The organism is Helicobacter pylori SA213A, assembly GCF_000476275.1.
Classification (GTDB): Bacteria; Campylobacterota; Campylobacteria; order Campylobacterales; family Helicobacteraceae; genus Helicobacter; species Helicobacter pylori_CL.
Genome location: NZ_CBOM010000013.1, coordinates 23,502 through 46,422, shown reverse-complemented (window position 1 = coordinate 46,422; position 22,921 = coordinate 23,502). Strand labels below are relative to the sequence as shown.

Annotated in this window: 17 protein-coding genes and 4 tRNA genes; 3 read left to right on the top strand and 18 right to left on the bottom strand. The window is 38.9% G+C overall.

What is annotated here, in order from left to right:
- Positions 1–64 precede the first annotated feature (64 nt).
- Genes speA through metG form a run of 6 tightly spaced genes read right to left on the bottom strand, consistent with a single transcriptional unit; the run spans position 65 to position 7,305 of the window.
- Positions 65–1,912, bottom strand: coding sequence for an arginine decarboxylase (speA, locus tag QT74_RS05645; protein WP_033765290.1), 1,848 nt, complete (start codon positions 1,910–1,912; stop codon positions 65–67).
- Between the two features lie 13 nt (positions 1,913–1,925).
- A complete protein-coding gene (locus QT74_RS05640; RefSeq protein WP_033765288.1) occupies positions 1,926–3,095 on the bottom strand; it encodes a glycosyltransferase family 4 protein in 1,170 nt (389 codons plus the stop codon).
- A 4-nt stretch (positions 3,096–3,099) separates the two neighbouring features.
- Positions 3,100–3,528, bottom strand: a complete 429-nt coding sequence (locus tag QT74_RS05635) for a hotdog domain-containing protein (RefSeq protein ID WP_033765286.1) — start codon at positions 3,526–3,528, stop codon at positions 3,100–3,102.
- Positions 3,529–3,543: 15 nt separating this feature from the next.
- Positions 3,544–4,329 (bottom strand): tRNA 5-methoxyuridine(34)/uridine 5-oxyacetic acid(34) synthase CmoB, encoded by a 786-nt coding sequence (gene cmoB, locus QT74_RS05630; RefSeq protein WP_033765284.1) that lies wholly within the window; start codon positions 4,327–4,329, stop codon positions 3,544–3,546.
- 3 nt (positions 4,330–4,332) lie between these two features.
- Positions 4,333–5,352, bottom strand: coding sequence for a hypothetical protein (locus QT74_RS05625; RefSeq protein WP_033765282.1), 1,020 nt, complete (start codon positions 5,350–5,352; stop codon positions 4,333–4,335).
- Positions 5,353–7,305 carry a methionine--tRNA ligase gene (metG, locus tag QT74_RS05620; protein WP_033765280.1) on the bottom strand — a complete coding sequence of 651 codons (1,953 nt, stop codon included), beginning with the start codon at positions 7,303–7,305 and terminating at the stop codon, positions 5,353–5,355.
- A 184-nt stretch (positions 7,306–7,489) separates the two neighbouring features.
- Here metG and cfaS point away from each other — a divergent pair, with 184 nt between their 5' ends.
- A complete protein-coding gene (cfaS, locus tag QT74_RS05615) occupies positions 7,490–8,659 on the top strand; it encodes a cyclopropane fatty acid synthase (RefSeq protein ID WP_033765278.1) in 1,170 nt (389 codons plus the stop codon).
- A gap of 2 nt (positions 8,660–8,661) precedes the next feature.
- Here the strand turns inward: cfaS and QT74_RS05610 are convergent, their stop codons facing one another.
- The 12 genes from QT74_RS05610 to QT74_RS05550 all read right to left on the bottom strand — a co-directional run bounded on the left by QT74_RS05610 (position 8,662) and on the right by QT74_RS05550 (position 19,557).
- Positions 8,662–10,482 (bottom strand): mechanosensitive ion channel family protein, encoded by a 1,821-nt coding sequence (locus QT74_RS05610; protein ID WP_229261594.1) that lies wholly within the window; start codon positions 10,480–10,482, stop codon positions 8,662–8,664.
- Between the two features lie 636 nt (positions 10,483–11,118).
- A tRNA-Arg gene (locus tag QT74_RS05600) sits at positions 11,119–11,195 on the bottom strand.
- Positions 11,196–11,217: 22 nt separating this feature from the next.
- Positions 11,218–11,294 (bottom strand) — tRNA-Arg (locus QT74_RS05595).
- A gap of 60 nt (positions 11,295–11,354) precedes the next feature.
- Positions 11,355–11,431 (bottom strand) — tRNA-His (locus QT74_RS05590).
- Between the two features lie 63 nt (positions 11,432–11,494).
- Positions 11,495–11,572: transfer RNA gene (locus QT74_RS05585), tRNA-Pro, on the bottom strand.
- Between the two features lie 184 nt (positions 11,573–11,756).
- On the bottom strand, positions 11,757–12,506 hold the full coding sequence (hpaA2, locus tag QT74_RS05580; protein WP_033765276.1) for an HpaA2 protein: 750 nt from the start codon (positions 12,504–12,506) through the stop codon (positions 11,757–11,759).
- A gap of 83 nt (positions 12,507–12,589) precedes the next feature.
- The gene (gene guaA, locus QT74_RS05575; RefSeq protein ID WP_033765274.1) at positions 12,590–14,116 is read right to left on the bottom strand and encodes a glutamine-hydrolyzing GMP synthase; all 1,527 of its coding nucleotides are present in this window, start codon (positions 14,114–14,116) and stop codon (positions 12,590–12,592) included.
- 10 nt (positions 14,117–14,126) lie between these two features.
- Positions 14,127–14,618: a hypothetical protein gene (locus tag QT74_RS05570; protein ID WP_033765272.1), complete on the bottom strand. Its 492-nt coding sequence runs from the start codon at positions 14,616–14,618 to the stop codon at positions 14,127–14,129.
- Between the two features lie 173 nt (positions 14,619–14,791).
- Positions 14,792–17,182: a molybdopterin guanine dinucleotide-containing S/N-oxide reductase gene (locus tag QT74_RS05565; RefSeq protein ID WP_033765271.1), complete on the bottom strand. Its 2,391-nt coding sequence runs from the start codon at positions 17,180–17,182 to the stop codon at positions 14,792–14,794.
- A 103-nt stretch (positions 17,183–17,285) separates the two neighbouring features.
- The gene (locus QT74_RS05560) at positions 17,286–17,876 is read right to left on the bottom strand and encodes a DUF3972 domain-containing protein (protein WP_000352036.1); all 591 of its coding nucleotides are present in this window, start codon (positions 17,874–17,876) and stop codon (positions 17,286–17,288) included.
- A 25-nt stretch (positions 17,877–17,901) separates the two neighbouring features.
- The gene (locus QT74_RS05555) at positions 17,902–19,224 is read right to left on the bottom strand and encodes an aminotransferase class V-fold PLP-dependent enzyme (RefSeq protein ID WP_033765270.1); all 1,323 of its coding nucleotides are present in this window, start codon (positions 19,222–19,224) and stop codon (positions 17,902–17,904) included.
- 18 nt (positions 19,225–19,242) lie between these two features.
- Positions 19,243–19,557, bottom strand: coding sequence for a histidine triad nucleotide-binding protein (locus QT74_RS05550; protein WP_001100331.1), 315 nt, complete (start codon positions 19,555–19,557; stop codon positions 19,243–19,245).
- A gap of 80 nt (positions 19,558–19,637) precedes the next feature.
- Between QT74_RS05550 and pheS the strand changes: the two genes are divergently transcribed.
- Positions 19,638–20,624: a phenylalanine--tRNA ligase subunit alpha gene (pheS, locus tag QT74_RS05545; protein ID WP_033765269.1), complete on the top strand. Its 987-nt coding sequence runs from the start codon at positions 19,638–19,640 to the stop codon at positions 20,622–20,624.
- Entirely contained in the window at positions 20,624–22,918 is a 2,295-nt protein-coding gene (pheT, locus tag QT74_RS05540; protein WP_033765268.1) for a phenylalanine--tRNA ligase subunit beta, read from the top strand. The genes pheS and pheT overlap by 1 nt, the downstream gene beginning before the upstream one ends.
- The last annotated feature ends 3 nt before the right edge of the window (positions 22,919–22,921 follow it).

The following is a 22,921-nucleotide window of genomic DNA, read 5'->3' as shown; positions in this document are numbered from 1 at the left end:
CTAATCTCTCTTCTTTCTTTTTTCTTGTATCGTTAGAATGCTATAACCAATTTATAGCGTTCTTTTAAGAAATCGTGCGCAAATACCCGTTTTCACTCAACATGACATACAAGCGCCCCATGATTTCTTTCTTTTCTTCCATGTCTAGTTGGTTGTTGTCTTCAATTTTTTGTTTTAAAAGGCGCTCAATTTCTTTGGTGTCATAGTCCAAATCGTCTAGCACATCTAAAATCGTTTGGGCTTCGCAAATATCTTCCACTTCATAATCGCCTTTTTCATCAAAAACCACGCTAAATTCCGTAGGGTGCGTGAATAAATTGTGTTTCATGCCTAAAACTTCTTGATACGCTCCCACTAAAAAGAACGCTAAAAAGTATTCTTCTTCATCTATGTCTATATCATGCAAAAACAAGGGCTTCGTGGAATCAAAAGCGATTTCCCCATCGCTATCGCAAGTAATATCCCACAAGCTCGCGCTCCTGGTGGGCTTTTCATCTAATTTATTCAAGGGCATGACCGGGAAATTCTGTCTCAAGCCCCAATAATCCGGCAAACTTTGGAAAAACGAGCAATTCAATAAATAGCGCTCTTGGACCTGCTCTTGAATGCGTAAAATATCGTTATGATCCTTAACATAAAGCAATTGCACCGCTTTTTTGACGATCAAATGGGCTAAAACTTCAGTGTTGCTCCTGTCAATCAAATCAATATAGCCCAAATCAAAAAGCGTGAACAGCGACTCGGTGTGATCAAAACTATCATGCAAGTATTCAATGGCGTTTTTTTCATTGATATTAGCGAGCAAGTCTAGCATTTCATCAATCAAGGGGGGGTTATTACTTTCTTTGATTTTTAGGGATTTTTCATTGTATTCATGCGAAAACAATTCTAACACCGGGGCCACCAAAACGGCATGGTTAGCAGAAATATAACGGCCTGATTCAATGAAAATATCCGGCTCGATTTCTTGCTTATTTTTCACAATTTCCCTCAATAAAAACACCACATCAGCGCTGAATTCCTCTAAAGTGTAGTTTTTATCTTGGTGGTGCTTGTGCTGGGTGTATTCTACGGCTAACCCCCCTCCAATATTCACGCTATTGAGATTTTTAGCGCCCATTTTACGCAATTCTGCATACAAGTTACCCGCTTCTCTTAAAGCCTTTTTTAAGGGCGAAATATCGCTGATTTGAGAGCCTATGTGGAAATGTATCATGTGGAAATGCTCTAGTAAGTCGTTTTCTTCTAAAAGGCGCATCGCTTCTAAAACTTCAGTGCTGCTAAGACCAAATTTAGAATTGATCCCCCCACTCTTTGCCCAAACGCCAGTGCCAGCGCTGTGCAAACGGATGCGAATGCCAATTTTAGGGCATGCTACAAAATCGTTTTGTTTAGCCACAGCGATAATGGTTTTTAGCTCATTCAAACCCTCAATCGTTAAAGTAATCTCATGTTGCATGCTTTTAGCGATAAAACCAAGCTCAATCATTTCTTTGTCTTTAAAGCCATTCACGGTGATAGGGGCTTTAGGGTTAGTGTAGCTCATCGCAATGATGAGTTCAGACTTGCTCCCGGCTTCTAACCCGTAATTCAAACCCTTAGCCCCTTGCACTAAAGGCAAAACAAACGATGGCATTTGATTGACCTTTAAAGGGAAAACCGCCTTAAAAGCCCCGCTGTATTGATACTCTTTAATCGCTGAAGAAAACGCATCAAACAGGCTTTTGATTTGTTTTTGCACCAAATGGGGGAATCGCACCAACAAAGGCCCTCTATAGCCCTTATCGCGCACGCTTTGAACGATTTCTAAAAGCGAGGGGTTTTTGCCATGACAAACTTTAACCAAGCCTTTTTCTATCTTAAATTCGTTATTGCTCCAAAAATTAATCCCATAATCATGGACTTCTTGCATTTTTTATCCTTTATTACGATAAGGTTTTAAAGAGATGGGGGTTATTTTTAAAATCTTTGATCGCTTCTTCATAAACTTTTTCAATTTGAATGACTGAATTTTCTAAAGTGTAATTTAAAGCGCTTTTAGCGTATTCGTTTTGCATTCTTTCTCTTTCAAGCTTGTTTTCTAACCACCAATCTATTTTAGTGCTCAAATCTTTAGCGTTATTAGGCTCAAATAATGATCGTTCATCTAGCGCGAATTGCCTAGTCGCGCTTAAAGGGCTATTAGCGATAACAGGCACAACCCCCACGCTAATAGCCTCTAAACACGCAATCGCTTCGCTTTCCACATTGGCTGTGTGCACATAAAGGGTGCAGGTTTTTAAAATCTCTAACAATTCATGGGAATTGACAAACCCAAACTCCGTTTTTACGCCTAGTTTTTGGGCTAGAAGTTTGATTTTTTTCTCATCAGGCCCTTTGCCTTTGAGTAATAATACAATGTCTTGTTTGTATCGGCTTAAAGCAACCGCTTTAATGAGAACGCTTTGATTTTTTTCATTAGAATAGCGCCCTACCATAGCGATTTTAAAGGGCGTGGTGTCAAAAAGGCTTTTTTGCGGGTGTTCAAATTTAAACATGGGATCAAAGCCGTTAGAAATAGCGTATTTTTTCCCTCCATAGTTGTATTTTTCTAATTCTTCTACAATGAATTTTGACGGGCAATGGATATGGTGGATATAGCGGTAATGCGAAGATTTAAACCACGAAAAAAGCGTCATGTTAAACCAAGAAAATTGCCCCAATTTCATGTTATAAGAAATATGCTCTGGCTGTAAATGGAAAGAGCCAATATAAGGCACTTGCATTTCTCGCGCGATTTTTACGGCTGTTTTTTCTAGCAAAAAAGGCAAATAAGTATGGATCATATCCGCTCCCTTAAAAGCCTTTCTTAAGATTTTTTCATCCGGCTTAGCAAAAAGAATGTGCTGTCTGTGTGAAACTTCTGTAACTAAAGGAATGTAGCGCTCTTTAAGGTTGTAATACCCCTCTTCTTCGCTCCCTAAATTATCCACATGAGGGGCGACCACCCTCATTGCATGCCCTCTTTTTTTCAACGCTTCAAAAAAACGAAACGCTGTCATAGAAGTGCCATTACTGGTGTCTTTAAAGCTATCCACAACTAACACAATAACCATTCAACTACTCTTCTTTAAAATTAAATTTAAAAGGCTTTTTATCAAACACCACGATTTCTATCATTCCCTCTAAAACCTGAATGTCTAACACAAACGCCTCTATTTTTATTTCCGCTTTTTTCACGCCATCTTGAACCACTTGCGCTTTAATGAGCGCTTCTTGATTCAATTCTAGGGGGGCATAAAAATTGATGTTATTAGAAACCACCACGCTGTGTCTTTTATTCAACGCACACAAGGCCGCATAATTGCACGCAATAAGCACAAACCCGGCATGCACAAAATTTTCTTCATACACCATGCTTTCATTGCCTTTAAAACGCGCATGGGCTATATCTTTTTCTAAAACGATCAATTCAGTGCCAACGCTTGGTTTGAAATTCTTACAAGTCTCTAAAGAGTCATAATCCACACGAACGACTGATTCTTGCACTATTTAATCCTTTATTTAACGCTTGCTTGGTTTAAGCATTTTAAAATACCCCCTTAAAGGAGCGTCATACCCCTCTAAAGTTTTAGAGGGATCCGTTTTATCCAAAAAATCTTCTAAACTTTGCCCCAAAATAAAATCCGTTTTACGCTGTTCTTTAGGCGTGGTCTTTAAAACGCTAAGAACCTCAAAATTTTCAAACCCTACCCTTTCGCACCACCCTTTTAGCACGCTAACGCTAGGGATAAAATAAACATTTTTCATTTTAGCATAAGTTTTTTTAGGGCAAAGGGCGATGTCTAGGGGCGAATCAATAATAAGCGTATCTAGCACCAGCTCCCCTTTTATCTTTAAAGCATGATATAAGGCTTTTAAAGCCTCTAGCGGGCTTTTTCTATGGTATAACACCCCTAAGCAAAAAATGACATCAAAAGCGTTAGGGTATTTTTCATGCAAACCCTCTACCCCCAAAGACTCGTAAATGATTTTTTTTTCTTTATCAAAAAAGGGGGCTAAAAATTCAAATTGTTTTTTGACTAAAACGCCCGGATCAAACCCCACCAAACTTTTAGGCCCATGTTCTAGCATCTTAAACAAGTAATAGCCGTTATTGCAACCCACATCAGCCACTATTTTGTCTTTTAAAGGAGTGGCGTTTTTGACTAGATCCCATTTAATGGAGCTATCCCATTCGCTATCAATCTTGATTTGAGAAATTTCAAAAGGGCCTTTACGCCATGGCTTTAACGCCATGATTTCTTCTAAAAGGGTTTTTGGATTAATTTTATCGTTACAAATGAGCATGACTTACCATAGCGTGGGGGTTTTTTTAAAAAGAGGGGGGTTTAAAAGGGATTCTAAATGATGAGAGCTAATCCCATAAATAAAAGCGAAATTAAACGCTAAATTTTTTAATTGCTCTTTTAAGTTGTTTTGGGTGGTGTAACAATAAGGGTTATTTTTTTCAAAGAAAGCCGTGCTGTTTTTACGACAAAACACGACAATTTTCCCCCACGATAAAGTCTCAAAGGCTTTTTGAAGCATCATTTCAAACAATTCTTTTGAAGTCTCAGCGACAACCACCCTTGCCGTTGCGCCATAAGGGGCTATTTCTAAATTTTTATTCACAAAAAAGGGTTTGCAATGATCTAGTGGGTATTCTTTTTTGCCCAAAAGATTCAAATCAAACGCAATTTGTAATTTCTCGCACAATTGAATGACCCTTTTTAAAGGCTCTAAAAAGATGCATGGCATTTTTAACTCATACTCTTGTTTTTCATAGATTAAAGCGCTGCAAAAAAACGATTGGTTGAGAATCATTAAACGGCTTTCTTTTAAATCTTCCTTTAAATCTTCTTTCAAGCGCTCTTGCTTATAAAACAGATGGAGCCACTCCAATTTATCAAAAAAGGCTATTTTACACCCCTCTATAATGAATAAATCTTCAAGGCTCTCTTTCAAGCACCACACAAAATTGCTCACCATGATTTTAGAAGCGATCTCTAATTCTATGGGGCTTAACAACGCCCCGACCACGCGCTCATTCAACAAGCAAAATTTAAACAAATGATTCAAAGAATGCTCTATATCTTTAAGCTTGATCCATGCCACATCCCTATCGCTTAAAAGATACTCTCCTGTGTATAAAATCCCATAAGCCCCTAACTCTAAGGCTTTAGGAATGAGAGCATGATCCTTAGCGACAAATAAAGAGCCTTTTTGGACTTTGCTTAAAGACAAAACAATAGAATTAAAATAGCTGATTGAGGGCGTGTTTTGCAATTCGCCCAAACTCAACTCTACGGCTTCATTCACCCCTAATCGCATTTAGCTGATCAAACTTCCTGCAATTTTTTCTCTGGTAGGGCTAATTAAAGCCAGATTATCATTATCTCGCACCGCTAAAATCATGCCCTCACTCATTTCACCCATAAGCTTTGCGGGTTTTAAATTAGCCACCACGCACACCATTTGACCCACCAAGCTTTCAGGCTCATAATCCAAAGCGATCCCTGAAATAATCTGCCTCAAACGACCTTCGCCTAAATCCACTTTCAAGCGCAGTAATTTATTGGATTTTTCAATCCTTTGAGCCTCCTTGATAAGCCCCACTTTAATCTCTACTTTCTTAAAATCTTCAATGCTGATATAGTTTTCTTGTGTTGGTGGGGCTTTTTCTTTTCTATCTTTTTTTTCTTTTTCTTGATTTTCTTTTAGTGGAGCTTTTTCTGGTGAGGCTTTTTCCACTTTTTCCATTTTACAAAATAAAGGCTCGGTGTCTTGTAAAATCATATCTTGTAATTTTTTAGCCTTAAAAAAGCGTTCGTAATTATTGGGCGTGATTTCTGTATGAAAAGCGCTCGCTAATTTCACAGCGCTCTTTGGCATGAACGCATAAAGTAAAAAGCTTGATTGTAACAGCGCGTTTGCGATCAAACTCAATAAGGCTTCTAGTTTTTCTGATTCGTTGTTTTTATGCAAGACCCACGGCTCTTCTTTAGCGATGAGTTTGTTTAAAAAATCATAAACATTAAACAATTCCTCTAAAGCTTTATGCAATTGCATTTTAGGCACAAAAGAATTAGCATTATCCAAGATTTGATGCACTTTTTCTAGCTCTTTAGGATAATAAGCGGTGATTTTGGCGCTTTTTAGAGAATAATTGAAATATTTTTTAGCCATGCCTAGCAAGCGGTTCAGCAAATTCCCCAAATCGTTATTCAAATTCGCGTTGATCCTTTCTGTTAACGCTTTTTTAGAAAAATCCCCATCCTGCCCAAAAGGCACCTCACGCAATAAAAAATAGCGTAATTCTTCAATCCCATATTCCACAGCGAGCTTTTGAGCGTCTAAAACATTACCCAAGCTCTTACTCATTTTCACGCCCTCTATCGTCCACCACCCATGCACGCAAAGCTGTTTGAATAAGGGCAAATTCAAACTCATCAAAAAAGCCGGCCAATAAATGGCATGGAAGCGTAAAATATCCTTACCCACAATATGCCTAGTGCGTTCAAAATGCGCCATTTTATTGTCTAAACCATTCAAATACCCTAACGCGCTCGCATAATTCAATAAAGCGTCCAGCCAAACATACACCACATGTTTAGGATCGTTCATCTTTTTAGGCAAAGGAATGCCCCATTCAAAGCTCGTGCGCGTGATAGACAGATCCAATAAACCCTGCTCAATAAAAGAAGTTACCTCATTTTTACGATAAATAGGCAAAATCGCTTCAGGGTTTTTAGCGTAAAACTCCAATAAAGGCTTTTCATACGCGCTCAATCTGAAAAAATAGCTCTCTTCTTCTAAAAGTGCAGTCTCCCTCAAGCAATCAGGGCATAAGACTTTATCACTCGTGTTGTCCGCTTTAGAGATCGCGCAATAACTCTCACAGCTCACGCAATAATACCCACTATAAGTGCCTTTATAAATATCCCCTTTTTCAAACATGATTTCAAAGGCGTTTTGCACGCATTTTTGATGCTCGCTGTCTGTGGTGCGGATAAAACTATCATAATCTAAATTGAAAAAATCCCATTGGTCTTTAAAAATCGCGCTAATGCTATCGGCGTAAGCTTTAGGGCTTTGATTTCTCAGTCTTGCGCTTTGTTCGATCTTTTGCCCATGTTCATCGGTGCCGGTTAAAAAAAAGACTTCTTCGCCTTGAAGCGTGTAATACTTCTTTAAAGTATCCGCAATCAAAGTCGTATAAGCATGACCAATATGAGGGATGTCATTCACATAATAAATGGGGGTTGTGATCAGTGATTTTTGCATTTTTATAATCGTATAACCTTAAATTTTTTACATTCCATAAATTCGCATTAATTTTAACATGCTTTTGAAAATAAAGCCATGCAATTTAAAGGCTAGAGGTTAAATTGATGCTTATTTTATTTATAGAAAATGCATTATAATTAACGCTCAAAAAATTGAAGAATTAGAATTAAGGAACACACCCATGATTTCAAAATTTTTGCTCAAAAGCATGTTCAAGCAGTGGAAAAACGGCGATTATCAGGTCGTTTTTTGGGACAATAGCGTTTATAGGAATGGCGAACATTCGCCTAAATTCACCCTTAAAATCCATCGCCCCCTGAAATTTAGCGACATTAAAAAAGACATGTCTTTAACGATTGCTGAAGCTTATATGGACGGCGTGATTGATATTGAAGGCTCTATGGATGAGGTGATGCATTCTTTGTATTTGCAAACCAATTACGAACATTTGCATAAACATGATGGTGCTAAAGCCATTCAAAAACCCCTTAAAGAAAGCTCTAACATTTCTAAACACTACGATTTAGGGAATGACTTTTATTCTATCTGGCTAGATGAAACCTTAAGCTATTCATGCGCTTATTTTAAAAAGGACGATGACGCTCTCCATACCGCCCAACTCCAAAAATTAGATCACACTTTAAAAAAGCTCCATTTAAAACAAGGCGAAAAACTGCTAGATATAGGCTGTGGCTGGGGCTATCTCTCTATCAAAGCCGCTCAAGAATATGGGGCAGAAGTGATGGGGATCACCATTTCTAACGAGCAATACAAACAGGCTAACAAGCGAGTCCAAGAATTAGGTTTAGAAGATAGAGTTACGATCAAATTATTGAATTACCAGGATTTAGATGGGCGGTTGTATCGCTTTGATAAGGTGGTGAGCGTGGGCATGTTTGAACATGTGGGTAAGGATAATCTACCTTTTTATTTCAAAAAAGTTAAAGAAGTGTTAAAAACGGGCGGGATGTTTTTGCTCCACTCCATTTTATGCTGTTTTGAAGGCAAGACTAACGCATGGGTGGATAAATACATTTTCCCGGGCGGCTACTTGCCCTCTTTGAGAGAAGTGATGAGCGTGATGAGCGAATGCGATTTCCACTTGCTCATGGCTGAAAGCTTACGCATCCACTACGCTAAAACTTTAGACATTTGGCGGGACAACTTTAACCACAATTTAGACCAAGTGAAAAGACTCGGCTATGATGAAAGGTTTATCCGCATGTGGGATTTGTATTTAAACACTTGTGCATCGGCTTTTAGGGTAGGGAGTGCGGATTTATTCCAATTGCTTTTAACTAACAGCGTGGATAACACCTTCCCCTTAACCAAAGAATATATTTATCAATAATTTTAGATTTTAGCCCTTTCTTTCAGGCTAACTTCTGGAAAACTCTCCACATACAAACTCTGTGATGGGAAAGCAAAACTTAAGTGGTGTTTTTCTACAATCCCCATGATTTTTAACATCACATCTTCTTTGACTTCTAGCCACTCTTCCCAAATCACCGTTTTAGAAAAACAATACACCAAAATATTAATGGAGCTATCCGCAAACTGATCCAAAAAGACGAACAAATTGTTTTTATACCCTAAAAAATCATCAATAGAAACAATATCTTTTTTAAACATGTAGCGGTAATCGCTCGCATTTTGCAAAGCGCTATCGGCTCCATTGGCGATTTTAGGGTGGTTTTCTAACATTTCTTTAATGTCTTTCACGCAAAGCTGTAAAGCGCTTTGACTGGAGCTATAGGTTAAGCCTATTTCCATTTTAATACGCCTTCCCACTTTACGACGGCTCCAATTCCTGATGGGTTTTCCAGCTAACTCTGAATTAGGCACGGACAAAAGAGCGTTATCAAAAGCTCTGATCGTGGTGCGCCTTAACCCCATTTCCACCACCGTTCCCTCCACTTCACCGCACACGATCCAATCTCCTTGAGAAAACGAATTGTCTAACAATAAAATGACCGAAGCAAAGAAATTCGCCAACACATCTTTAACCGCCAAAGCCACCGCTAACCCCCCAATCCCTAAAGAAGCGATGATGGCTGAAACGTTAAACCCTAGTTGTTTCAAAACCCCTAAAAGCGCGACAATGAAGATCAAAAAATACACGACTTTTAAGATCAAGTTGATCACTTCTTTTCTAAAATTGTGCGTGCTTTTGGTAGCCATATTCGTAACTAACGCTTCCCCATAGCCTTTAAAGAGTGCTATCACTAACCATGCTAAAAGCATGATATACACCGCACCCACCCACATAGAAACTTTAGGGGGCGATGCGTTAGGGTAATAGAAAATATCTAAAGCCACATCGCAACTAAATAACGCTAAAAAGACAGAAACCGGCGAAACAATGCTCTTTTGCACATTGACATGCATTTTTTTATTGCGCTGCATGATTTCAAAAATACGATCTAACAATAAGGCTAAAAGCCAAGTGATCAACTTCCTTAAACCCAGCAATAAGGCTAAAATCATCAAAGCCAGCACGATTTTACTCACTTGCAAGCTATGGGTTGTGAAAGGCAAAACCTTGCTGATTTTGTTTAACACAAAATCCATATTCACTTCCATGATCAAGTTTTTAGGAAGCACTTCTTTAGGGTGGTTTTTAATGTAACGCAAGACTTCAGTGTAAGTGTTCAAACGCAATTCATAATCGCTAAACATCTGCTCTAATTCATGCATTTTGACATTGTCTAAATTTTTAGGGAAAGTGTAGAGTTTGAATTGCCCTAAACGCAAAAGGAAAGCATCGCTGATACTTTCCACATCTTTTTGTTCGCTGAAAATATCAATACTGCTCCTGATTTTATCTATAAAACGATACAAAATTTCATCTATCAACAAAATATCTAAAGACAATCTATCTTTCATGAAAGTGTAGAAATTATCGCCCTTAATGCTTTTAGACAAACGCTTTTTGATTTTTTCCTGCTCTTTTAAATTTTGGTTGATATCAATCCCGATCTTATCCCTTTCATTCAACACTTTAGAAGTCAAACTTTTAATCAAATCATTCTTTTGGGTGTTATACAGAGAGACTTCAGCGCTTCTTTCAGGGTTTTTTTTGTAAGTTTCAATGACTTGATTGAGCTGGTTGATTTGATTGAAAATTAAAAACAAATCCACCGCATCTGTTTCATGCTCTTCAACCGCTCTCAAAGGATTTAAAAAGAGCGATAATACCAATACCCACCACAATAATAAACGCATGCGAAACCCCACTCAAACAAGATAAAATCTTTCTCATAATTTCTAGCGATTATACCAAAAATTAGAAACGCTTCGCCCCATAAAGTTACCCATGCAATTTGAAAACGCTTTTTATTTATCCCTAAAAAGCGGGCTTTAGCTCAATTGTGAGCCTCTTTTTAGATCGCTACATCGCTTGATGCGATGCTTTGAGTATTTTTACATTTTACAATTAAAACAAAGCCTTAATTTCTAACAAATCTTGCTTTATTTAATATTTTTATAGTAGGATTTCAAATAGACCGTAGTCAAAAAGCTTTCCCTGTTCGGTGCGATAAAGTCACGGATAATGTGCATGTCTTTTATTCTTACATGTTTCACTTTTTATGTTTTTATAACCGCTTTTATTGAATGTTTTCATATAAGATCTATGTCTTAGAGATTTCCAACTCTATCTCTTGTCATTGGGCTATTTTGATGATCAATCTTTAGAAGAAAGAACCATAAAAATGTAGTATCCTATGCCTATAAGAAAAACAAGAATTAAGAAAATGAGTAATCCCCACTCTAAAGAATCCATAACTCCTCTTTAAAGAATGTCAAAAGTGGTGCGCTTGGCAGGACTCGAACCTGCGACCTACGGCTTAGAAGGCTGTTGCTCTATCCAGCTGAGCTACAAGCGCATTGAATGGTATTAATGTTAGGTGGTACGCCCGAAGGGAGTCGAACCCCTAACCCCCAGATCCGAAGTCTGGTGCTCTATCCAATTGAGCTACGAACGCTTACAATTCAAATAAAGGAATGACTAACATAAAACTTGGTAAAACGCTTATTTAATGAGATGGGGTGGAAGATGGGAATTGAACCCACGACCCTCAGGACCACAATCTGATGCTCTAACCGACTGAGCTACTCCCACCATTCAAAGGAAGCAACATTCTACCAAAGAATCTTAAACAGAACAATAAATTATGCAAAAAAGTGGTCGGGGCGAAAGGATTCGAACCTTCGACCCCTTGGTCCCAAACCAAGTGCGCTAACCAGACTGCGCTACGCCCCGAAATTTTCACATGAAGCATTATTATAGCTGAATTTTCTAATTTTTGAGCGTAATTTTTCAAAAATGCCACTAAAATCAAAAGCGGAACTCAAAAATTGTATTAATTCCAACTCCCCCACCCTTTTAAAAAGCTACTTTTTAAAAACAGCTCTAAAGGATTTTTAAGCTTTTTGTTTCTTAAAAACTACTTTCGTTTTTTCATTTCACTAGAAACTTTTTCATAATGTTCCATGTGTTTTTTGCTTAACTCTTTGGTAATATGCACCATCACTTTATGATAGGCTTGATTCATGATTTTTCTAATGGCTCGATCATGGTCGGTTTCCTTAATCCTATGCACAAAAGTTTTGGGGACAAAACCTCCAGAATTGGTGCGTCGCAATTCCACTCTTTCAATCACAGCCTTAATCTTTGAAACATCAATACCAAAACTATGGATAATATCTTCACTTTTTGGCTCAACAAAATTCAAGTTCAAATACCCCGAAGACATGTCTATCACTCTTTCTTCGCTAAGCGCATCGCTCTCTTCTACAATATCTTCTAAGATAGCCACATCCCCATCCATGCGTAAAACGAGCAACGCTTTTTCTTTGATATCTTGAGGGATTTCGTTAGCATCTTTAAATTGCGAAACGCTATAGCCTTTTCTCTCTAAAAAACTACTCAGTTGGAGAAACAAAGACTTCTCAAATTCTTTTTGATAATTTTCAGGGATAACTTTATTAGCCTCTATCTTAGGATCGATTAAGACAACCAAATGGCCATTTTTAGGCTCTTGCTTGCCTTTAATAGGATAGTGGAAATGCAAATCCACGGACTCACCCATGTTATTGTGCTGCTGCTTTGCAGGCATTCCATCAGCTAGAGCCGTATAAAACGCCCCACTCGCTAATAACGATCCTAAAACGATTGCCAAACTACCTTTTTTCATTAAATTCCTTTCTTTCTTTTTCTTTAAAATCAATTCCTAATCTTACCCAAAAAATCCTACTTTTAGCGCTATTTTTAAGATAATCATTCCCATTCAATCGTTCCTGGCGGCTTAGAAGTAATATCATACACCACCCTATTGATACCATTCACTTCATTAGTGATGCGATTAGAAACCTTTTCTAAAAAAGAATGCTCTAAAAATGAAAAGCTCGCCGTCATGCCATCGCTCGCATTCACCGCTCTTAAACAAATAGCGTTTTCATAAGTGCGATTATCCCCCATCACCCCCACAGAATTGACATTCAACAGCACGCAAAAAGCTTGCCAAACCTTGTCATACAAATGGGCTTTTTTAAGCTCCTCTATAAAAATAAAATCCGCTTCTTGCAAGCGCTTGATCTTACTCTCGCTGACTTCGCCTAAAATCCTTACAGCAAGCCCAGGCCCTGGAAAAGGGTGGCGCATTAAAAAATCCTGGCTAACGCCCAATTCTTTACCCAATAAGCGCACCTCATCTTTAAACAATTCCCTTAAAGGCTCTATGAGTTTAAAGTCCATCCATTCAGGCAGTCCGCCCACATTATGGTGGGTTTTGATCACTTTTGAAGGCCCTTTAACGCTCACAGATTCAATCACATCAGGGTATAGAGTGCCTTGGGCTAAAAATTCAATTTTGCCTTTTAAATGGTGCTTCTTGGCTTCTTTTTCAAACACTTCAATAAAGGTTTCGCCGATGATTTTTCGCTTCCATTCAGGCTCGCTCACGCCCTTTAATTTAGACAAAAAGATTCCTTTAGCGTCTATCGTGTTTAAAGGGATTTGCAAGTCTTTAAACATCGCTTGGACTTTTTCTTTTTCATTTTTACGCAACAAGCCATGATCCACAAAAACAGCGATCAAATTATCCTCAATGGCTCTGTGTAATAGCGTAGCGACCACCGTAGAATCCACGCCCCCACTCACCGCGCACAACACCTTAGCGTTAGCGATTTTTTCTTTCAATCGCGCGATTTCTCTTTGAGCGAAATGCTGCATCCCCCAAGTTTTTTCACAGCCGCAAACCAAAAGGGCAAAATTTTCTAAAATCTTACCCCCTTCTTCGCTTTGAATGACTTCTGGGTGGAATTGCAAGCCAAAAATCTTGCCGTTTTCAATCGCGCAATGGGGGGAATTAGAGCTTTTTGCAAGGGTAGTGAAGCCTTTAGGCAGTTCTATGACTTTATCCATATGGCTCATCCACACAAGGCTTTTAATCTTCACGCCTTCAAAAATCACGGAATTTTGAGCGATTTCTAAAACAGCCTTACCAAATTCTTGCTCATTCGCACCAACCACCACGCCCCCAAAAAAATCCACCAAATACTGCATGCCGTAGCAAATCCCTAAAATCGGCACATTCAAATCAAAGATTTTCTCGCTAGGCTTGTAAGCGTCTTTAGCATACACGCTCGCTGGCCCCCCACTCAAAATCAAACCTTTGGGGGCTTTTTTTTGAATGTTTTCTATGCTTTCAAAAAAAGGGACTATTTCTGCATAAATCCCGCTCTCTCTCAATCTTCTAGCAATCAGCTGTGTGTATTGGCTCCCAAAATCTAATACTAAAATCATCGCTCATTCTTTATTTTTGTTTTTTTGTTTGTGTTTTATCATACTGGCTCTTATAATCCACTCTGTGGCTCTCAGCTAACTCAGGAGCTTTTTGCACAAACCAGCGTTCTAATTTTTCTAGTTCGTATCTGTAATTTCCACCTTTGGAGCAATACTGAGAATCAATCAGCGAAAACGCATAGAGCGTCTTACTTTCTTTAGACTGGAATAAAAACTCCTTATGGAATAGCGCTTTTTTAGGCATGCTGCTCATCAGAGATTCAGGCAATAAAAAAGCGTCAAAACCACAAAGCGCTTTTTTACTCAACTTGTTGCTTTTGGTGAAAACAAAAACGATCTCTTTTCTCATGTCTTGTTTAAAAGCTAATGAAAGCACATTCAAAAAGGGCAGAGCTAAACTTTTATCCACCCTAACCTTAAAAGCTTTAAAATCCCCTAATAAGACCCCCATAAACAAAACCAACCCCACGCAACATTTCAAACTCATTTGAAAAACGCTCATCTTTTATAATCCTTGACTTATCATCGGTTGCATAACCACAAGTTACATGACACAAAGTATTATAATATAAAAATTGAGAATCACCCCACGCTTTGGCTTGGCTAGTAGTCAAGTCTTTAGTTATTAAGTCTTTATTGGGTAAAAACACTCTCATGCTAGTATTTTCACTCCGTTTAAGCCCCAATGATGCTTGGTGTTGAAATAGAATGATAGGGTTTGACTAATTCATACCTTCTAAGTCTTCTAATATTAACTAAGGCGGTATTGGCTGAAATGGCTTGTGTCATGCTGCTTGTGGGGCGTAAAGAAGTGAGCGTATTCACATGCCCTCCATTGCATCGTGGGTTTCTAACCCTCTCATCTTCTGGGTCATACCACGCCCCTTTTTGGATACTCAAAACCCCTTGACGGATATTCTTAGTTACAAACGCCCCTGCTAACAACCTCCCCCTAGCGTTAAACACTTCTACAATTTCACCATGCCTAATGCCTAACTTATTAGCGTCTAGTTCGTTGATCATCACAGGCTCTCTGCCTTGAATTTTATACACATTCCTAACCCAAGTGTTATCAAGCTGTGAATTGACACGGTATTTTGGGTGCGGAGAGATCAAATGGAACGGATAAGTCTCAGCCATTTTAGAGCCTAGCCACTCAGCTGGCTCAAACCAAGCAGGATGCCCTTTAAAATCGGCCAGTTTAAAATCCGCGCATTTTTGAGAAAAAATTTGAATTTTCCCGCTCTCTGTATCCAGTTTATTGTTAATAGGATCTTGCCTGAATTTCGCATGACGCACAAACTTTCTCGCATTTTCAGGGATTTCAAACTCCACAAAGCCATCCCTCCAAAATTGATCAAACGATTTCAAAGTAGGGCCATCGCTTTTTTCATAAAGGCCCTTAATCCATTCCATGTAACTCTTAGATTCAGTGAATTTCTGCTCTGTTTCATTGCCCCCAATACGCAAAGCAAGCTGCCTGAAAATCTCATAATCGTCTTTGGATTCATAAACAGGCTCTACCACCTTACGCATGGCATAAACCATATTCTTAGAATAACTCCCTCCAAAAGTAATATCATCTCTTTCCATAGTGCTAGTGGAAGCAAAGACAATATCAGCAAATTTCGCTGTAGGCGTCCACCAAGGCTCATGCACGATCACGCAATCTAAGGTCCTTAAAGCACGAATCAGCTCGTTCGTATCAGCTTCATGCCCCAACAAATCCGTCCCGCAATTGTAGATCATTTTGATTTTAGGCAATTTGAGTTTTTTACCCATAAAATCAATTTCTTTATCCGGATTCAAAATCGCTTCAGAAATTCTAGATGCTGGAATAACGCTTTTTACAGAATTATGCCCTTGCGAAATCATAGGAACAATTCTTGCCCCCGAGCTCGCTTGAGCGTTCCCTCCATAATGCATAGAAAAGCCAAAGCCCCCACCCGATAAGCCCACTTGACCAATCATGCTAGCTAAAACAATTAACGCCCAATCCGGTTGCTCGCCATATTGAGCTCTTTGCATGGCCCAATTACCCGCTAAAAAAGTGCGTTGAGAAACAAACAAATCCGCTAATTCTTTGATTTTTTCTGCACTCACTCCAGTGATTTGAGATGCCCATTCTAAAGTCTTAGGCGCATTATCGCCCTCCCCTAGCAAATAAGGTAAGAATTTATCAAAACCATCAGTGTATTTAGCGATAAACGCTTTATCATATTGATTGCTTGTATAAAGATAATGCATCATGCCTAGCATTAACGCTACATCAGTGTTAGGGCGAATGGGTATCCATTCAGCATTAAAGGCTTGAGCGGTTTCGGTATAAATGGGATCAATACTAATGAATTTAATACCGGCTCTTTTATACTTAGGGTAGTAGCTGTCATTGACATGGTTTGGCACAAAATAATCAATGCGGTTGCACTTGAATAAATCCGCCCCCCACATGACATACACCTTACAATTTTTAATCATCTCTTCATGCGTGGTTTGTTGCGAATAAACTTCCATATCCCCTACAATCATAGGGTTTATTCTTGCGGCCGCGCCATTACTATATTCCCCATCAGTGCCAATAGCCCCCCCTAAAGTCGTGTTAAAAAAACGCCATGCTAAATGATGGCAACGATGCAAGCTGCCCGCATGCCCCCAACCACCATAACTGGCATTATAGATGTTTTCTTTAGGGATTTCTTTAAGCTTTTTAGCCGCTAAATCCAACGCCACATCCCAACTCACGCGCACAAACTCTTCTCTCCCGCGCAATTCTTTGTGGTTTTTTTTGTTTTCTAAAAAGCTCTTGCGCACGCAAGGATACTTCACCCTACTATCTGAATACACCCTATCTGCCATCGCTTTTAACATCATAGTAGGGTTATAATCGCTCTTTTGGGGGACAATATCTTTAATCACTCCATTTTGAACCTTTGCGATAAAGGGGCCAAAATGCGTTGCATGCGGAATGGATTCTACTTTTTCAAAAACACCAACAGCTTTCAAAACATTAGCGCTAGCGAGCGCGATGGGGATTTTTGTTAGGATACTTCTGCGTGAAATGGACATGGTTCTCCTTCAAGCTTGCATTCTGTTAAAATACCCCAAATTCTAACATAGATTCACCTAAAATTACCGCTAATAAGCCCTCATCATGGGCGTTAATTTAAAACTACTTTTTATTCACGCTGCTCATATCAGCGACTTTCCCCCACATCAAGCGGTATTTCCTCTTCATAAATTCAATTTCTTCTCTCGCTTGATTGAGTTCATCGCGCAAAAGATCGATGGTTTTTTTATCTTCTTCATAGACTTCTTGCATAGAGATTAAAGCGTCTTTTAAAAACATGTTTTCATTTTTAAAGGCTGAAATCGTTTCATCTTTAGCGCCAATGACTTTATCATGCAAATTTAAAATCGTGTTAATGGTTTTTTCCACAAACACAGGCTCTAAAGAACGCCCGTTCATATCCATAGAAATCAAATTATTTTCTACCTTTTTGATTAAAGCGTTTGTCCCACTGCTCGCATCAATTAAAAGCTTGTTGTGGCTTATTTTACTTTTAATCTTACCAAGATTGACTAATTCCAAAATCCTTTCTTTAGGAAGCCCTGAAAGGCGGCTGAACTCTTCTAATTCAAGCCATGCTAAAGCGCTCAAATCCTCTAAAACCACCGGCTCTTTAGACTCTTTTTCTTTATCCTCTACCTCTCGCTCATTTTGTTGTGTCGCTTGCGCTTTATTCAAATCTAAAATATCCAAATTTTTCCTTAAAAATAGTTTTAGCTTAACGCAATTTTTTAACCGCTTTTTTCAAGCTGTCTAGCAAATAATCAATATCGTTTATGGAATGCGTGAAGTGCAAGCTCACTCTAAGCCATCCGGGTTTAGCGTTAAAATCGCTTGACTTTTGAGCGTTAAGATTCAATAAATCATGCCCATAAGGCCCTGCGCAAGAGCAACCTGCCCGGGTTTCAATAGCGTATTCATAGCTTAAAACTCTCGCTAAATCATAGGGCGAAATCCCTCCAATATTAAAAGCCACTACCCCCACCCGATGCGCTGTTAAATTCCCATAAATATTAATAGCGGGCAAGTCTTTTAAGCCATGCATTAGCACTCTTAAAAGGTTGTTTTCTTTCTTGTGGATAAAATCCAAACCGCATTCATCTCTCAATTGATACGCTAGAGCGCTCCTATAAAATTGCAACAATCCTGGCGTGCCAAACTCTTCCCTTAAAGGCAATTCATCAATAAATTCATGCCGTGTGCGATTAGCGTATTTAATCACGCCCCCTGCGCTAAAACTCGGGGCGATCTGCGTGTCAATCAAATCTTTAGAAATGCCTAAAAGACCGCACCCTCCAATGCCCCCTAAAAGCTTGTGAGGTGCATAAAAACCGGTTTGGTATTTGCAATCTTTAGGGTTAGCATGCGCGCTAAAATTCGCCAAATCCAAAGCCAAAGCGGCCTTATATTCCTCACACAATGATGAAACTTCTTTTAAGGGCGTAAGCAGTCCGGTTACATTAGAAGCCGCACTCATAGAAACCAGGCTGTTAGGGGATTTTTTTAAAGTTTGCTCTAAAATTTCTAAATCCAATAAGCCATGTTCATTCAAAGGGATACGCACCACTTCACACAAGCTTTCACGCCAGCTGATTTCATTAGAATGATGCTCATAAGGCCCTACAATCACACGCTTTAAAGCCATATCTTTCAAATACGGCTCTAAATTTTTCTTCGTTTTTGAAGGGATACACACCCCTAAAATTTCTTGAAATTTCTTAATCGCTGAACTCGCCCCATACCCTGCGCTCAAGACGCAATGATTAGCGCTCAAATTTAAAGAACGCTTCAACTTTTCTTGGCACTCTTTTAAAAGCATGCCCATTAAAATCGCATGTTTAGAAGCGACAGAATGAGCGTTCGCGTAATAAGGCAGTAAGGATTTCACGCGCTTTTCCACTAAAACGCTCGCTAAACCTGAAGCCCCCCAGTCAAAATAAGATACCCCTTTTTTTAAAATAATACTGGATTTAACTTGCTCTAAAGGACTCTCGTTAGGGTTGAGTAAGGGGGCAAAACTCCTGTTTAAAAACGCTTGCACGAACTACCACCAACGCTTTTAATGTTTATCCCCACTTAAAATATGAAAATGCAAATGCATCACCTCTTGCCCTGCGTTTTTACCCACATTCGTTAAAAGCTTGTAACCCTTCTCTTTGATGCCTAATTTTTCCACCACTTCAAAAATAAAACTTGTCATTTGTGCCATAAGCTCTGGGGTGATGCCATTAAAATCCTGAATGCTTTGCTTAGGGATCACTAACGCATGCACTTTAGCTTTAGGGTTAATGTCATAAAAGGATAAAAAACGCTCGTTTTCTAAAATCTTAGAACAAGGGATTTCGCCTTTGATTATTTTTTCAAACACATTCATGCTTTTTTGCTCCCTTTTAAGGTTTTTCTTTTATTAAAGTTGTATTATAGCTTTTTAAAAATAAAATATAAGGATCGTTATTGCACACCTTAATAGAGCGATTAGAAAAGGTTACTAATAGCAAAGAGTTAGAAGAAGCGCGCTTGAATGCTTTGGGTAAAAAAGGGGTTTTTGCAGATAAATTCAACCAGCTCAAAAACCTTAACGGCGAAGAAAAAAACGCCTTTGCTAAAGAAATCCACCATTATAAACAAGCGTTTGAAAAAGCCTTTGAATGGAAAAAAAAGGCTATTTTAGAGTTTGAATTAGAAGAACGCTTGAAAAAAGAAAAAATTGATGTGAGTTTGTTTAACGCTATTAAAACAAGCTCTTCTCACCCTTTGAATTATACTAAAAATAAAATCATTGAATTTTTTACCCCATTAGGATACAAGCTTGAAATCGGCTCTTTAGTGGAAGACGATTTCCATAATTTCAGCGCTTTAAACTTGCCCCCTTACCATCCTGCAAGAGACATGCAAGACACTTTCTATTTTAAAGATCACAAGCTTTTAAGGACCCACACTTCGCCCGTGCAAATCCACACCATGCAAGAACAAACCCCACCCATTAAGATGATTTGTTTAGGCGAAACCTTTAGGCGCGATTATGATTTGACCCACACGCCCATGTTCCATCAAATTGAAGGGCTTGTCGTGGATCAAAAAGGGAATATCCGTTTCACGCACTTAAAGGGCGTGATCGAAGACTTTTTGCATTATTTCTTTGGCGGCGTGAAATTAAGGTGGCGCTCTAGCTTTTTCCCTTTCACAGAGCCAAGCACTGAAGTGGATATTAGTTGCGTGTTTTGCAAGCAAGAAGGTTGTAGGGTTTGCTCGCACACAGGCTGGCTAGAAGTGTTGGGTTGTGGCATGGTCAATAATGCGGTGTTTGAAGCCATAGGGTATAAGAATGTGAGCGGGTTTGCCTTTGGCATGGGGATTGAAAGATTAGCCATGCTGACTTGTCAAATCAATGATTTGCGCAGTTTTTTTGAAACTGATTTGAGAGTGTTGGAGAGCTTTTAATGAAACTGAGCGTCAATGATTTGAGCGTTTTTGTAGATGCACCTAAAGATATAGCTAAGCTCTGTGAGGATTTGAGTCGCTTAGGTTTAGAAGTGGAAAGCTGTATCCCTTGTATCGCTCCTAAAAATGTAGTTGTGGGTAAGGTCTTAGAAAAAGCCCCCCATAAAAACGCCGAAAAACTCAGCGTGTGTCAAGTGGATGTGGGTAAAGAAGTGTTGCCAATCGTGTGTGGGGCTAAAAATGTCGCGCCAAACCAATTCGTGCCAGTCGCTTTAAACGGGGCGCTAATCGGCTCAACCACCATCGCTAAAACTGAGCTTAGGGGGGTTGAAAGCTGTGGTATGATTTGCTCTAGCAGCGAATTAGGTTTTCCTAAAATCAATGATGGCATCTTGGAATTAGATGAGAGCGTTGGAGAGTTGGTTTTAGGGAAAGAATTAAATGAATACGCCCCTTTCAACACGCATGTTTTAGAAATTTCATTGACTCCCAATCGTGGGGATTGCTTGAGCGTTTTAGGCGTTGCTAGAGAGATTAGTGCATTTTATCACACGCCCCTAAAACCTATCAAGGCTTTAAATTTTACACCCAAAAGCGATTTGATCACGCTTAGTGTGGGTGAAAATATTGAATCGCATCTGGCTTATCATTTGATTTGCAACCATTCTTTAAAAACCCCTTTAAATATCAAACTTTCGCTCGCTCATAACAACGCCTTAAGTGAGAACGATCTGAACAATTTCATAGAATTTAGCACGCATTTTAGTGGGGTAATAATGAACGCTTATAGCCTGAATGCAACCCCTATGGATTTGAGCGTGAAAAACGATGAAAATAATCTTGAGAGCGTTTATATCAACCATCAAAAACGCTCCACGATCGCTATCAAACATCAAGATCAAAAAGATTTGAGCGAGTGTTTGCTTTTAGAAGCGAGCTATATTGATCCGATAAGCCTGTCTTTAAAATTACACGCCCTAAAAGATAAAACGCTTCAAAAAGACAACGCCCTTATTTATAGGAGCGCTAGGGGGAGCAACCCTAATTTATCAGACGGCTTGAATTTTTTAAGCGCTCATTTGAAAGCGGCGATTTTAGAAAGCAAACAAACCAAGCATTCTTTAAAAGATCGCACCCTTACATTCCAGCTTGAAGACATTACTGAAATTTTAGGGCTTGCTGTAGAGAAAGAAAAAATTCAAAGCATTTTAAAAAATTTAGGCTTTAAAGTCAGCATAAAAGAGCCAAACTCAAAACCCCAAATTTTAGAGGTTGTTGCGCCAAATTTCAGGCATGACATTAAAACGATCCAAGATATTGCTGAAGAAATCTTGCGCTTTGTAGGGATTGATAATCTAGCCTCAAAGCCCCTTAATAGTGTCAGTAGTAAAAATTCAAACCCCCATTATGAAACGCACCGCTTTTTTGAAAACCTTAAACACAAGGCTCTCGCTTGCGGTTTTAAAGAAGTCATTCATTACGTGTTTTATTCTAAAGAAAAACAGCAAAAACTGGGCTTTGAAGTTTTAGAAGATCCCCTAGAATTGCAAAACCCTATCACAACGGAGTTAAATACCCTGAGGACAAGCCTTGTTTGCGGGCTTTTAGACGCCAGTTTAAGGAATAAAAATTTAGGGTTTAAAAGCATCGCCCTTTATGAAAAGGGGAGCGTGTATAACGCTAAAAGAGAAGAAATCCAAAAACTAGGCTTTTTAGTAAGCGGCTTACAAAAAAAAGAAAGCTACCCTGACGCTAAGGGCAAGGCGTGGGATTTTTACTCTTTTGCCGAATGCGTTTCAAAAGTTATAGGGGATTTCAGCTTGGAAAAACTGACCTCTCAAACCCCCATTAACCACCCCTACCAGAGCGCTAAAATCATTCAAAACAATGAAATCATAGGCGTAATCGCTAAAATCCACCCTAAAATGATCCAGGAATTAGATTTGTTTGAAAGCTATTACGCTGAGATAGACGCTTCTAAACTCAAACGCCCCGCCATGCTGTTAAAACCCTTTAGCATTTACCCTAGCAGTGTGAGGGATTTGACTCTCATCATTGATGAAAATACCGCTTTTAGCAAGATTAAAAAAGCCCTAAAAGACGCTCAAATCCCTAATTTAAGCGAGATTCTACCTCTTGATATTTTTAAAGAAAGCGATAACACCATAGCCTTAAGCGTGCGTTGCGTGATCCATTCTTTAGAAAAAACCTTAAATGATGAAGAGGTCAATTCAGTTGTTCAAAAAGCGCTTGAAATTTTAGAAAAAGAATTTAACGCCCGCCTTAAGGGATAATAT